This window comes from Paenibacillus sp. FSL K6-1122, from assembly GCF_037977015.1.
GTDB lineage: Bacteria > Bacillota > Bacilli > Paenibacillales > Paenibacillaceae > Paenibacillus > Paenibacillus amylolyticus.
This window is the reverse complement of sequence record NZ_CP150272.1, coordinates 7,133,583-7,145,828: the sequence shown is the minus strand read 5'-3', so window position 1 is coordinate 7,145,828 and position 12,246 is coordinate 7,133,583. Positions and strand designations below refer to the sequence as shown.

10 protein-coding genes are annotated in these 12,246 nt (G+C 45.1%); 7 read left to right on the top strand and 3 right to left on the bottom strand.

Features of this window, described 5'->3' with window-relative positions; all coding sequences use genetic code 11:
* Nucleotides 1-870: 870 nt before the first annotated feature.
* The 3 genes from gntK to NSQ20_RS31670 all read right to left on the bottom strand — a co-directional run bounded on the left by gntK (nucleotide 871) and on the right by NSQ20_RS31670 (nucleotide 4,731).
* Complete coding sequence (gene gntK, locus NSQ20_RS31680; protein ID WP_340031562.1) at nucleotides 871-2,418, bottom strand: gluconokinase; 1,548 nt, start codon at nucleotides 2,416-2,418, stop codon at nucleotides 871-873.
* 66 nt (nucleotides 2,419-2,484) lie between these two features.
* Nucleotides 2,485-3,846 (bottom strand): gluconate:H+ symporter, encoded by a 1,362-nt coding sequence (locus tag NSQ20_RS31675; RefSeq protein WP_036671886.1) that lies wholly within the window; start codon nucleotides 3,844-3,846, stop codon nucleotides 2,485-2,487.
* 210 nt (nucleotides 3,847-4,056) lie between these two features.
* On the bottom strand, nucleotides 4,057-4,731 hold the full coding sequence (locus NSQ20_RS31670; protein WP_340031561.1) for a GntR family transcriptional regulator: 675 nt from the start codon (nucleotides 4,729-4,731) through the stop codon (nucleotides 4,057-4,059).
* Nucleotides 4,732-5,307: 576 nt separating this feature from the next.
* On the opposite strand from NSQ20_RS31670, the gene rpmH reads away from it, so the two are divergent.
* From rpmH to rsmG, 7 genes are all read left to right on the top strand, one after another.
* On the top strand, nucleotides 5,308-5,442 hold the full coding sequence (gene rpmH / locus NSQ20_RS31665) for a 50S ribosomal protein L34 (protein WP_017691413.1): 135 nt from the start codon (nucleotides 5,308-5,310) through the stop codon (nucleotides 5,440-5,442).
* Between the two features lie 357 nt (nucleotides 5,443-5,799).
* Entirely contained in the window at nucleotides 5,800-6,150 is a 351-nt protein-coding gene (rnpA, locus tag NSQ20_RS31660; RefSeq protein WP_036611981.1) for a ribonuclease P protein component, read from the top strand.
* Between the two features lie 75 nt (nucleotides 6,151-6,225).
* The gene (locus NSQ20_RS31655; RefSeq protein WP_076252192.1) at nucleotides 6,226-7,104 is read left to right on the top strand and encodes a YidC/Oxa1 family membrane protein insertase; all 879 of its coding nucleotides are present in this window, start codon (nucleotides 6,226-6,228) and stop codon (nucleotides 7,102-7,104) included.
* On the top strand, nucleotides 7,101-7,802 hold the full coding sequence (gene jag / locus NSQ20_RS31650) for an RNA-binding cell elongation regulator Jag/EloR (RefSeq protein WP_036611977.1): 702 nt from the start codon (nucleotides 7,101-7,103) through the stop codon (nucleotides 7,800-7,802). Before NSQ20_RS31655 ends, jag begins: the two co-directional genes overlap by 4 nt.
* A 210-nt stretch (nucleotides 7,803-8,012) precedes the next feature.
* A complete protein-coding gene (gene mnmE, locus NSQ20_RS31645) occupies nucleotides 8,013-9,389 on the top strand; it encodes a tRNA uridine-5-carboxymethylaminomethyl(34) synthesis GTPase MnmE (RefSeq protein WP_100526828.1) in 1,377 nt (458 codons plus the stop codon).
* Nucleotides 9,390-9,611: 222 nt separating this feature from the next.
* Nucleotides 9,612-11,501 carry a tRNA uridine-5-carboxymethylaminomethyl(34) synthesis enzyme MnmG gene (mnmG, locus tag NSQ20_RS31640; protein ID WP_340031559.1) on the top strand — a complete coding sequence of 630 codons (1,890 nt, stop codon included), beginning with the start codon at nucleotides 9,612-9,614 and terminating at the stop codon, nucleotides 11,499-11,501.
* Complete coding sequence (rsmG, locus tag NSQ20_RS31635) at nucleotides 11,501-12,223, top strand: 16S rRNA (guanine(527)-N(7))-methyltransferase RsmG (RefSeq protein ID WP_036611970.1); 723 nt, start codon at nucleotides 11,501-11,503, stop codon at nucleotides 12,221-12,223. The genes mnmG and rsmG overlap by 1 nt, the downstream gene beginning before the upstream one ends.
* Nucleotides 12,224-12,246 lie beyond the last annotated feature (23 nt).

Sequence of the window (12,246 nt, the reverse complement as noted above, 5' to 3'; positions counted from 1 at the left end):
AGACTGTCACTCCTTTTACATGTTCCAAGTGTGGCTTAAGCCATGATGCAGTGTCGAAATACGAGATATATTGTTGAATTTATCCCCAAACCCCCGCAGGTCGAAAACAAAAAAAGTATGAACAACGGAAAATTGTTCACAACTTTATCCACAGGCTGTTGATAATATTATGGGTCAGATCACATATTCACATCCAAAAGTAATACAATCATAGCAAAAGAAACCCCGCATTTCAACGTATTGCGTGATTTTATCCACAAATTCAATAACTTGTGTATAATTTTTAGTCACAACACAATATATTGTTTATAAACTGTTTAATTTTCGACAGAATGACCCAAAAACCAAAAATGTCTTATACACAGGTTATCCGTCAAATGATGCCAAATTGTGTGTAAAAGTATTCTTCGTTTGTGAATAACCTGTCTGTGGATAACCGTGAAGTGAAAACAAAGCATGATTGAGATCGGAAAAAGAGTGACCTCTCACCCTCGTGTTTTTCTTGCCAATGGGGCGATGGTGAAAGCGACGAATTCAGTATCTGGATGGGAGACGGAGAGGGGGAGTAAACTCATGCTTTTAATTGAACAAGATCAGTGGTGTATTTTCTGAGTAGATGGTAATTCTGTGATGACAATGTATAAGAATAATGGACATAGATGACTTCATTTTGAGACATATGGAATGAGAATTATCAGGATAAGAGGTAAGCTGATGCTCGAATATGGAGGTTGAAGTGTATGAATGTATAATATGAAATCAAAGGATAGATTATGCGTGTATAGCAAAAGAGGGTGTCCTCTAAAACCGATTTTTGGTTTTAGAGGACACCCTCTTTTTTAATGCAGAGACGAAGTATGGATTGATGATTTAGAGACGGGGAAGGGACATCTTACGCTGGAATTCAGCGATATCTGCGTATTCCTCTTCCAGTTTGCGAGAGATCCGAATAAAGATGGGCAGCAGCTCTTGGTAGAGTACAGCATTCTCTTTGATAGGGGTATGCCGATGCGTTGTACCGACCATGGAAGAAACGGCATGAAGCGATTGGATCCGCCCTGTAGCGTACAAACCAAGCACGACGGCACCCAAACAGGAACTTTCGAAGCTCTCGGGTACAACCACTTCCTGATTGAAGATATCAGACATCATCTGGCGCCAGAGAGGAGAGCGTGCAAATCCACCTGTGGCTTGAATGGAGGTTGGTTGCCCAATCTGTTCTTCCATGGCGAGCAGTACCGTATATAGGTTGAAAATAACCCCTTCCAGGACAGCACGAATCATATGCTCTTTCTGGTGATGGAGTGTTAAGCCAAAAAAGGAGCCACGGGCATCCGGATTCCATAAAGGGGCACGTTCGCCCGAAAGGTACGGATGGAACAGAAGCCCTTCCGATCCCGGCCGGACACGTTCGGCAATTTTGGTCAGTACATCATAGGAATTGATGCCAAGTCGTTTCGCTGTCTCCACTTCAGACGCGGCGAATTCATCCCGCACCCAACGAAACAGCATGCCACCGTTATTCACAGGTCCACCAATGACCCAAAGATTCTCTGTGAGGGCATAACAGAAGGTTCGACCTTTGGGATCGGTAACCGGACGGTCCACGACAGTGCGAATGGCCCCGCTGGTTCCGATGGTTGCTGCGACAACACCAGGTTCAATGGCGTTTACGCCGAGATTGGATAAAACCCCATCACTTGCGCCAATAACAAAGGGCGTAGAGGGGGAGAGAGCCATTTTTTCAGCCAATTCGAGATTCATTCCTTCTAATATATGTGTTGTAGGTACAAGCTTCGAGAGATGGTCGGGTGTAATGCCTGCAACCTCAAGGGCCTCTGCGTCCCAGTCCAGTTGTTCCAGATTGAGCAAACCTGTGCAGGAAGCGATGGAATGGTCGACGACATATTGTCCGAATAGACGGAAGAACAGATATTCTTTAATCGAAATAAATTTGGCGGTACTCTCAAAAAGTTCAGGTTCATCGTGGCGCAGCCACATTAATTTGGTCAGCGGTGACATGGGATGGATCGGTGTACCTGTGCGCAGATAAATGCGATGGCCCAATCCATTCTCTTGCAGCTTGGCAGACCAAGCTGCACTTCGATTATCCGCCCAGGTGATGCAACGGGTTAAGGGTTTATTATCCTGTCCCATGGCAATGACACTATGCATAGCCGAGCTACAGGATACAAACAGGATCTGCTCGGCAGCAACACCACTCTGATCCATAACTCCTCGCACAGAACGGAGGGCTGCTTGCACAATCTCTTCAGGGTCCTGCTCGGCAACATCGGGTGCCGGGGTATACAAAGGGTATTCCTGCGTTGAGGTACTGACGACAGAGCCTTGCTCGGTAAATAATACGGATTTGGTACTGGTGGTACCAATATCGATCCCAATCATATAGTTGTTCATGTATTTAATCCTTCTTTCTCCAGAAAGCGATGAGATTTTAATTTCTTTCTACTATAGATACTCCATTTATACCACTGTACTCAGGAGCAAAATAAAGATCAGTCCCACTACAGATAATAGTGTTTCCATAACGGTCCACGTTTTCAATGTCTGGGAAACGCTCATATTAAAGAATTCTTTGATCATCCAGAATCCCGCATCGTTTACATGAGACAAGATGAGTGACCCCGCACCTGTGGCGAGTACAACCAGCTCAATATTGGCCCCTGGTGTGAGTGCAAGCACTGGAGCGACAATACCGGCGGCTGTTGTCATGGCTACGGTTGCTGAACCGGTAGCTACACGAATGAGACCAGCGACAAGCCAGGCAAACAGGATCACGTTGATGTTGGCATGGGTAGCGACTTCAGCAATCGCGTTACCCACACCACTATTGATCAATACCTGTTTGAAGGCACCGCCTCCACCAATAATGAGAATGATGGTCGCCGTAGGCGCCAGACATTCACTGGTGAAACGGGAAATATCGTGTTTGGTGAATCCACGTGCAAAGCCGAGTGAAAAGAGGGCAAATACAACTGAAATGAGCAAAGCAATGATCTCATGACCGATAAATTCACTGAAAACGGTGAAACCGCTCGTGGCATTTGGGTCAATGATGCTTGCTATGGAACCAATCAGCATCAAAATAACCGGCAGCAATATGGTAAACAGGGTAATACCAAACCCAGGCATGTTGCTGTTTGTTTTGGTTGCGAATTGTTCAGCCAGTTCTGCTGGCGGTTCGGTGTGTATTCTTTTACCAATAAACTTACCAAACAAAGGACCCGCAATAATCGCTGTAGGAATACCAACAATAAGGGAGTACAAAATGGTTTTACCCAGATCCGCGCTGAAGGCTTCAATTGCAATCATTGGCGCTGGATGGGGTGGAACCAAACCGTGTACAGTCGACAGACCCGCCAAAATGGGAATACCAATCTGAAGCAAAGACATGTTGGTTTTGCGTGCAACGGTAAAAATGATGGGGATCATCAAAATCACGCCAACTTCGAAGAAAACGGGAATACCAACGATAAATCCAACAATCATCATGGCCCAGTGCACACGTTTCACACCAAACCGATCAACTAATGTAGTTGCAATGCGCTCGGCACCGCCAGATTCGGCCATCATCTTACCAAGCATCGTACCGAGAGCAATAACAATTGCGATGGTTCCAAGTGTGCCGCCAAGTCCCCCGGTAATGGAAGAGATCACATCGGCAGGTTTCATGCCTGTAAGCAAACCGAGCATTAATGCGGACAACAGCAGAGTGATAAAGGGATTCCATTTATACTTGGAGATCAAAACGATCAGAAAAACGATCGCAATTAACGTCCAAACCAATAATGTTGCGTTGTGGGATAGTCCAAAAAGAGTGCTCATGATGTTGTGTGCTCCTTTATTTCTGATATAGAACGCTTACAAGTGAAATTATCGTCAACAATTAAATGTGTACCAGTACCGCAGAAGGTGTTGGCGAAAAATGTAGTTTTATCATGCCCAAATTTAAAACAAAATCGCATTTTGTATACTTGTCGACAAGTTAAGCCGCAATCATTCACGACGGATATGATTGCAAACGCCTTGCACCCATTAGGAATCAAAGCTTTGGTGCAGAGTTTTGCCAGAATCTTGGAAATATGTGCGGATTCCAGCCTGAATGAGTACCTTGTCACCTGATTCAAGTGCTTCAACGAGCAAACGGTGTTTCTCAATTACAGCGCTTACTTTCTGCTCACCTTGAACAAATACTCTGCGCGTTGTGAGCAGCATAACGGTCATCACAACATATCGAATACTCTTCCATAGATGTGAAATACGGGAATGCTGAGCAGCTTCAATGATCGTTTCATGGAAAACGAGATCCTGATAGGCGAATTCGACGGCGTCCTGATGCCGTCCAGCAAGTTGCATTTTGTCGATCACGTTACGCAGCTGGGTGATTAATGATTCTGGGACATCACCAGCAAGTCGCTGCTGCACAAAACTTTCAATCAGGAAACGGACATCATACAATTCTTCGACATCCTTGATTCGTAGTCCAATGACAACGACACCCATACGTTCAAGTCGAATAAGTCCTTCATTGGACAATGTTCGCAACGCTTCACGGACAGGTGAACGACTGCTGTCAAAATCAGCCGCAATTCGGTTTTCCGACAAAATCTCTCCAGGTCGAAGGGTACCGCTGATGATCCGCAGCCTTAATTCGCAGGCAATGGCTTCACCACGGGAAGCCCCTTGGAGCCAGGAAGAAGGAAATAACATATGGCTAACGCTCCTATTAATAAGTAATCAGTTCATTACTGATCATAGCATAACTATTTTGCGGACTGGACATTCAGTTCAATCCATAGTCTGTAGCTACAAGCTAACGGCTAATGTTTTTTTCAAAGGACTACTTGTATACAAGATGTGATTTTTATCCTACACCTTTCTCAAAAGCTTGTAAACCTTAATTGAAGCGGATACAACCGGATTAGAATATGACGATATTAATAGCCTATAATCATTATCCACATGTGAATAACTTTAAACAGGATGAAATGAAGGAGATAACAGGTATTGGAGGGTGTGGATAACTATAAAAGCTGAAATATGGTGATCTGATCGGGGTCTGGGGATAACTTTCAGGACTCTCTTCGGGGCTTGAAATTGGTATTGAAGTGAACGGACTGTGGTCATTACTATGGGTGGGATGAAGAGTGTATATAAAAGAGGGAGAAGCCTTGCGCCATGCAGTTGACTTTTCCAGGTGATCATGGTTAAATATATAAAGGTGTTTTCTGTGAAGATGAAAGTGATTCATCACATAAGTATTTCCTTGTGAGGAGGTGCAATACATTGAGACCTACATTCAAACCGAACGTTAGCAAACGTAAAAAAGTTCATGGTTTCCGGAAAAGAATGAGCACGAGCAACGGCCGTAAAATTTTGGCCGCACGTCGCCTTAAAGGCCGTAAAAACCTGAGTGCTTAATGCATTGAAGACCACCGAGGTGGTCTTTTTTTTCTTAATTAGCTCAAATCAGACTGGGTGCTGCTACAGATCAGGTCTGAATGGTCTGCGAAAAAGTGCAAAACACACACGAATGTATGTTGAGTGAGTTTTCCATTTTTCGAAAACTTACCTTATATAATGATGAATCGTTGATAGGTTTAAATGGCCATCAACATTCATCCCGGAAGAATGCGGATCAGTTCAAGTAGCTGATTAACAATCATCCCAAATGAAGTTGTCGCCAAGACGGTTTACCGTCATTCAAGAAAGCCTATACTAAATCAGTAATGAGGCCTCCGTCAATAACATTGGTGGAGAAGAGCAAGGAGAAGCGCCGTGTATAAAAGACTGCGTCTACGAAACCGGGCGGACTTTAGTCGCGTATACCGGTATGGGAAATCGTTTGCCAATCATCAATTCGTGGTGTATGGCTGTCGCCGTAAAGATACGGAACAATTTCGGGTCGGCGTATCATGCAGCAAGAAAATCGGAAACGCTGTCGTACGCAACCGGATGAGACGCATGATCAAGGAAATTGTTCGTCATCATGAGCATGAAATCGTCACGCAGATGGATCTGATTTTTATCGTCAGAAAAGGTGCACTGGACATGCCCTATAAGGAAATGGAAAAAAGCCTGCTACATGCGATGCGAAAGGGCTCTCTTTTGAAGTCGAGCAAGCGGTAAGCTTCGGTTTATTTGTCCTCCTAATTATGGTATGATTTTACGATGGAATGGATTGGTTAAGAGAGGGGTTATGAAGTGTCGCGATTGAAGACATCAAAGGGGAAGTGGATTCTCCTCATTGCAGTCATTGCAATGGTCACTGTGCTCGCCGGATGTACTCCACAAGGAGCCGGGGTTACTACGGAAGATCTAAAGAATAGTGATTCTTTTTGGCAAGCCAATGTTGTGTACTGGTTCTCACTGGCGCTGGATACATTCGCCAACTGGTTCAAAGGTGAATATGGACTGGCCGTCCTCGTGATGGTGCTTATTGTACGGACATTGATTTTACCACTAACAATGAAACAAGTCCGTAGCTCCAAAGCTATGCAGGCCATTCAGCCGCAGCTGAAGGAGATTCAAGCCAAGTTTAAAGATACACCTGAGAAAGTTCAGCAAGAAACGATGAAGTTGTTCCAGGAGAACAAAGTTAATCCGATGGCCGGTTGTCTGCCACTTATCATTCAGATGCCGATTTACATCGCACTTTATAACTCAATTTACGGAAACTCCAGTCTGAGAACGCATGATTTCTTGTGGCTCCAGCTTGGATCACCCGATCACCTGTTTATTTTGCCAGTGCTGGCTGCCATCACAACATTCATTCAAACTTGGATGATGATGCGTATGAACCCTGCACAGCAAATTGGTCCGATGCAGTTTATGCTGTGGGTGTACCCGATTTTGATCTTCGTGATGTCTTATCAGTTCCCGTCAGCACTTCCGCTGTACTGGTTCTACAGTAACATCTACACGATCGTGCAAAACTATTTCCTTTACCGGAATAATGATAAAATCGTAGCTGAGGTCAACGTGAAGCAGAATAGCTCTTCCAAAAATGGAGCTAAACGCAAAAACGGTGGCAAAGCGACCGTCTCTGGGAAAGGGTCGAAAGGGGCCAAAAAATCGAAATGACCAAAGTCATTACGTCAGGAAAAACCGTTGAAGATGCTGTAAACCAAGGATTGACCGAGCTTGGCGTAAGTCGGGACAAGGTCGAGATACAAGTGTTAGAGCAGCCGTCAAAAGGATTCCTGGGTTTGTTCGGGGTGAGGGCGGCCAAAGTTGAAGTGAAATTATTGCCTGTACCGGAAGTTGTTCCACAGCCGATCAAGCCAGCTGCATACAAGTCTGAAGTAGATGCATTACTCGAGGATGTCGCAGCTAAAAATCCCTATGAAGAAGCGGCTGCTTTCTTGAAAGAGGTCGCAGCAGGTATGGGACTGGATGTTGAAGTGCATATCAAAAAACAGCGGGATGGACATATCTTCAATATTGCCGGCGAAGATCTGGGCATGATTATTGGCAGACGTGGACAGACGCTGGATGCGCTTCAGTATCTAACGAACATTGTAGCGAACCGATATTCGGAAAGCTTCGTTCGAATTGTGCTCGACGCGGAGAATTTCCGTCAACGTCGGCGGAAGACGCTGGAGGATCTGGCTGAACGGTTGGCTGGACAAGCAATCCGTACCGGTAAGGAAGTTGTACTGGAACCAATGCCTCCGCTCGAACGAAAAGTCATCCATGCAAAACTGCAAAATCACCCGCAGATTAAGACGTTAAGTAAGGGCGAGGAGCCTAATCGGCGTGTGGTTATTACGACGAAATAACACGAAATTGAAGACGCAATGGCTTCCTGCCCGGTGCAGAAGCCATTGCTTTTTTCGTACAGAAGCAATTTGATAAGGTGCGTAGAACAAGTAAAGAGTGGACTTAATACGATAAACAACATGTCATATGATATATCATTAATAGATTTGAAAATGGATATGGCGTCCCCAGAGGGACGGCAATTTAAAATAGAGCAAGGAGAGATAACTATGATCAGTGATACGATCACAGCGATATCAACGGCTGTCGGAGAGGCGGGTATCGCCGTGATCCGGGTCAGCGGCCCGGAAGCAGTGTCGGAGACGGAAAAGATTTTTCGCAGCAAAACCCCTTTAACTCAGGCAGCATCTCACACGGTTCATTATGGTCATATCATAGATCCCGTTAATGGGGAAAAGATTGAGGAAGTATTGGTTACGGTCATGCGAGCACCACGCTCGTTCACAACAGAAGATGTGGTGGAGATCAGTGCGCATGGTGGTGTGGTGTCCGTAAAACGGGTCATGGACCTCCTATTGCAGCTTGATATTCGTCTGGCTGAACCCGGTGAGTTCACGAAGCGTGCTTTCCTTAATGGGCGGATTGACCTGTCTCAGGCGGAAGGTGTTATGGATCTTATTCGTTCCAAGTCGGACCGAGCTTTCTCGGTTGCGCTGAAACAGGTTGAAGGCAAGCTGTCCTCCAAATTGCGTGATCTACGATATACACTGGTGGAAACACTGGCACATATTGAAGTGAATATCGATTATCCCGAGCATGATGTGGAGTCGTTAACGTCTGATTTTATTAAAGAAAAGTCCAGTCAGGTTATGACTGAAATTGATAAATTGCTGACTACAGCAGAGCAAGGTAAGATCCTGCGAGAAGGTATCACGACGGCTATCGTTGGACGACCTAACGTAGGTAAATCCTCATTGATGAATACACTTGCGCAAGACAACCGGGCCATCGTCACGGACATTCCAGGAACAACTCGTGATGTGATCGAGGAGTTCATTACGATCAATAATATCCCGCTCAAGTTGCTTGATACGGCAGGAATACGGGAAACGATGGACGTTGTTGAGAAAATCGGGGTAGAACGCTCTCGTTCTGCGGTAAGTGAAGCTGATCTGATCTTGATGGTTCTGAATGCTGCGGAGCCACTTCATCCCGATGAGATTGAATTATTGGAACAAATCCGCGGTAGACAATCGATAATCATTATGAATAAAATGGACTTAACGCCACAGGTAGAACGTGACGTGCTGCTTCGTTACATTCCGGAAGAACGGCTTGTACCGATGTCGGTGAAAGATGATCTGGGTGTGGATCGACTGGAAGATGCCATCTCTACGCTATTCTTCAGTGGTAAACTGGAGTCCGCAGATCTGACCTATGTCAGTAATGTGCGTCATATTGCTTTGCTCAAAAAAGCGAAGCAGTCTCTGGTGGATGCCTATGAAGCAGCAGAGCAGTTCATTCCGATCGATATGATACAGATTGATGTTCGTTTGGCGTGGGAGCATTTGGGCGAGATTGTTGGAGATACAGCACATGATGCATTAATTGATCAGATTTTCTCCCAGTTCTGTCTAGGAAAGTAAAAATAATATACTGCCGATTGAGTTAAATCGTAGTGTATGATGGAGAGGTACAATTTCTGCCTGTTGTCAAAGGATAGAATGATATTGTAGCCATTACGTGTTGGTTTCATATAGATAGGGATGCAAGTTCCGATGAACGGTTAGAAGTAGTTTCATTATTGTAGAACATGATCCGTCTGCGTGAGTTACACCAAATGCAGCGGAATAAGGAGGTAAACGGGAATGGCTTTTGATGGCGGCAGTTATGATGTAATCGTCGTTGGTGCAGGGCATGCTGGTGTGGAATCCGCGCTGGCCGCAGCTCGTATGGGGTCCAAAACACTAATGATTACGATCAATCTGGATATGGTGGCTTTTATGCCTTGTAACCCATCTATTGGGGGACCGGCTAAAGGACATGTTGTCCGTGAGATTGATGCACTTGGTGGAGAAATGGGACGGAATATCGATAAAACCTTTATTCAGATGCGGATGCTTAACACGGGTAAAGGGCCTGCTGTTCACGCGCTTCGTGCTCAGGCAGATAAATTCTCCTACCAGCATAAAATGAAGGAAACAATGGAGAATGAACGTAATCTGACAATGCGTCAGGGTATGGTTGATCGACTGATCGTTGAAGACGGAAAATGTGTAGGCGTTGTGACTCAGACCGGAACAGAGTATCGGGCTAAAGCGGTCGTTCTGACAACAGGCACATACTTGCGCGGTAAAGTAATTATGGGCGAGTTGATGTATGAGAGTGGACCGAATAATCAACAACCCTCTCTTAAATTGTCAGAGAATCTTCGTGAACTGGGCTTTGATCTGGTTCGTTTCAAAACGGGTACACCACCACGTGTGCATAAGGATACGATTGATTTTAGCAAAACCGAAATTCAGCCTGGTGATGACAAGCCGAAGTTCTTTTCCTATGAAACAGAATCTTCTGATAATGAGCAGTTGCCTTGCTGGTTGACGTATACATCTGTGGATACACATCAGATTATTAATGATAATCTGCATCGTGCTCCGATGTTCTCGGGTCTTATTGAAGGAACCGGACCACGTTATTGCCCTTCCATTGAAGATAAAATTGTTCGTTTCAGCGACAAGCCGAAACATCAGATATTCCTTGAGCCGGAAGGCAAGAACACATCCGAGTATTACGTACAGGGGTTGTCTACGAGTATGCCAGAAGACGTTCAACTGGCTATGCTGCGTTCAATTCCAGGTATGGAAAAAGTGGAAATGATGCGTAATGGTTATGCGATTGAATACGATGCGATGGTGCCAACACAATTGTGGCCTTCACTGGAAACTAAACGTCTACCAGGTCTGTTTACGGCGGGTCAGATTAATGGTACCTCCGGTTATGAAGAAGCGGCAGGACAAGGTGTTATGGCTGGAATCAACGCTGCACTCAAAGTACAGGGGAAAGAGCCGGTAATACTGGATCGTTCCCAAGGTTATATTGGCGTGCTGATTGATGATTTGGTAACAAAGGGTACAAATGAACCGTATCGTCTGTTGACTTCACGCGCTGAATATCGTCTGTTGCTTCGCCATGATAATGCAGATATGCGTTTGACGGAAATCGGACATGACATTGGACTGATCCCTGAAGAGCGTTATGCGAAATTCTTGGATAAAAAGGCGAAAGTCGAGCAGGAAGTCGCACGTCTGAAAGTGGCTAAAGCTCGCCCGGTTGAAGTGAATGCCAAGCTGGAAGAGTACGGATCTACACCTATTCAGGATGGTAGTACGTTGCTTACCTTGCTGCGTCGCCCGGAGCTGGGGTATGAACTGATTGAACAGCTCTCACCATCTGAGGTAGAACTGACAGCAGATATGAAAGAACAAGTGGAAATACAAATTAAATATGCGGGTTATATTGAGAAACAATTGATCCACGTGGAACGTTTGCAAAAGATGGAGAAAAAGAAAATTCCGGACACTATCGTATATGATGAGATTCATGGTCTTGCTATGGAAGCCAAACAGAAGCTCGCTACGATTCGTCCAATCTCGATAGGTCAGGCTTCTCGTATTGCTGGAGTTACTCCTGCCGACATCTCCATTCTGCTGGTCTACCTGGAGCATTATAACCGTGTAACCGCAGCAAGGGGACAATAATGGACGATATTCAACAGCAACTGCAGCGGCGCTTAAAGAAACATGGATTAGAGCTGGGCGAACTCCAGTTGGAGCAATTCGAATTGTATTATCAGGAACTGGTATCCTGGAATGAAAAGATGAATCTGACTGGAATTACGGATCGGGAGCAAGTGTATACAAAACATTTCTATGATTCGGTATCGCTGGCTTTTTATACTGACATGACCAAAGTGAATAAGCTTGCTGACATTGGATCAGGAGCGGGTTTTCCGGGATTGCCACTGAAGATCTGTTTCCCGCATATTAAGCTTACGATCATTGATTCATTAAATAAACGTATTGGCTTTCTTCAGCATGTGGTAGATATCCTTGGCCTGACTGATGTGGAATTGGTCCATGGACGTGCTGAAGAGATTGGACGCAAAGAAGGGTATCGTGACAGCTACGATCTCGTTACGGCGCGTGCAGTAGCCAAGCTGGCTGTGCTGAATGAATTCTGCCTTCCGTTTGTTCGTAAAAGTGGAATATTCGCTGCCATGAAGGGCGGAGACCCGCGTGAAGAAATGAAGGAAGCGGAGTTCAGCTTCAATCAGCTGAAAGGACGGGTTAAGGCTGTTCATCCATTCCAGCTGCCGGTTGAAGAATCAGAGCGTCACATTATTCTGATTCAGAAATTTGATAAGACACCATATAAGTATCCACGCAAACCAGGTACTCCAATGAAGACTCCGCTGATATAGTTGCTTGATGGTTTTGAAATCAG

Coding starts and splice junctions, on each gene's coding strand:
- jag (WP_036611977.1), top strand. CDS start 7,101: ATGACCAAAGTCATTACGTCAGGAAAAACCGTTGAAGATGCTGTAAAC.
- gntK (WP_340031562.1), bottom strand. CDS start 2,418: ATGAACAACTATATGATTGGGATCGATATTGGTACCACCAGTACCAAA.
- NSQ20_RS31675 (WP_036671886.1), bottom strand. CDS start 3,846: ATGAGCACTCTTTTTGGACTATCCCACAACGCAACATTATTGGTTTGG.
- rsmG (WP_036611970.1), top strand. CDS start 11,501: ATGGACGATATTCAACAGCAACTGCAGCGGCGCTTAAAGAAACATGGA.
- mnmE (WP_100526828.1), top strand. CDS start 8,013: ATGATCAGTGATACGATCACAGCGATATCAACGGCTGTCGGAGAGGCG.
- NSQ20_RS31670 (WP_340031561.1), bottom strand. CDS start 4,731: ATGTTATTTCCTTCTTCCTGGCTCCAAGGGGCTTCCCGTGGTGAAGCC.
- mnmG (WP_340031559.1), top strand. CDS start 9,612: ATGGCTTTTGATGGCGGCAGTTATGATGTAATCGTCGTTGGTGCAGGG.